Source organism: Sphingomonas sp. 10B4 (assembly GCF_035019905.1).
GTDB lineage: Bacteria > Pseudomonadota > Alphaproteobacteria > Sphingomonadales > Sphingomonadaceae > Sphingomonas > Sphingomonas glacialis.
This window is the reverse complement of record NZ_JASJVC010000197.1, coordinates 1-472: the sequence shown is the minus strand read 5'-3', so window position 1 is coordinate 472 and position 472 is coordinate 1. Positions and strand designations below refer to the sequence as shown.

Here is a 472-nt window from a genome sequence, read left to right as displayed (position 1 = left end):
CGTGCTGCAATCCTCAATCGGTTCTCCGAAATAGGAACACCGGTGACCGTCCGCCTCTCATAACATCTTCAAGTAAAGGCGCGGTTATGCTCTCGCGACGTTTTGCAATAAAGCCTCGTAAAGCTTTAAGCGCAGCTAATCGGCCCGGAAGTCAAAATCATGCGATCGCTCTCGTCAGAATTTGTTGTTATGATAATCCGGTACGTCTGGCCGCCAGGAGAAACGCGAACGACGATGTGTCCATTGCTGCTATTCATCGTCCGAACTTCTTTGTTTGCAATGAAGTTCTCGTATTTCATTGCGGTCGAATAAACATCGCGGTCACCGGGGTACAGGAGCTTGCTCTGCATGTTCGCCAAGGTGCTTACGACGGGGTGCGCCGAGTCCCAGGCCTCAGAGTCTGATTCATAATTATTCGGGGTGATATCATAGTCTTGCGATGCGGCGTGCAAAGAGCTGGATCGAGGCGATG

Annotated in this window: 1 pseudogene; it reads right to left on the bottom strand. The window is 51.1% G+C overall.

The annotated features are described in order from the left end of the window. Positions 1 to 125: 125 nt before the first annotated feature. A pseudogene (locus QN347_RS19445) lies at positions 126 to 472 on the bottom strand (hypothetical protein); the annotation flags it as partial.